Genomic DNA, 522 nt, shown 5'->3' on the forward strand with positions numbered 1-522 from the left:
AATCGCATTCATCAATCTGAAAATGAATGTTTACTTTTATCTCCGATACCTAATATAAGTTATAGCGAACACAATGTTAGTCACAAAAAACCGTTAATACAATTACAACTATGGATAAATGCCTGCGTTGAATATTTCTGCCAACCGCCACAAAAACGTAAATTCGCTAATAATGCATTAACATTACTTGCTTCACCAAATGGTTCAGAAAATAGCTTAAAAATATGCCAACAAACTTGGATTAGTCATATTTATTTAAAAACAAAACAAAGTATGACGCTTAGTCTGAAAGGGAAAAATAGTTATCTATATTCCATTACAGGAATAGTAAAATTAGCAAACAACAATCACAAGATAGCTTATATTCACTGTAGTGATGGTGCATTTTTAATGCAGGAACAAAAGGTAAAATTAACCGCTCAAACAGCTTTTCGTGGTATATTGATTTATTTAAACTAAACATAAAATTGATAACTTTCAATAAAATATTTAATAAAAAGATCGACAGTCAATAAAAGTGAT

Annotated in this window: 1 protein-coding gene; it reads left to right on the top strand. The window is 29.1% G+C overall.

All coding sequences use genetic code 11. The features are described from left to right. A partial coding sequence (locus CBG25_RS13065) for a pirin family protein (protein WP_290607139.1) occupies positions 1-459 on the top strand: 459 nt, incomplete at its 5' end. Positions 460-522 lie beyond the last annotated feature (63 nt).

This window comes from Arsenophonus sp. ENCA (assembly GCF_002287155.1).
In the GTDB taxonomy this organism is placed as follows: domain Bacteria; phylum Pseudomonadota; class Gammaproteobacteria; order Enterobacterales; family Enterobacteriaceae; genus Arsenophonus; species Arsenophonus nilaparvatae.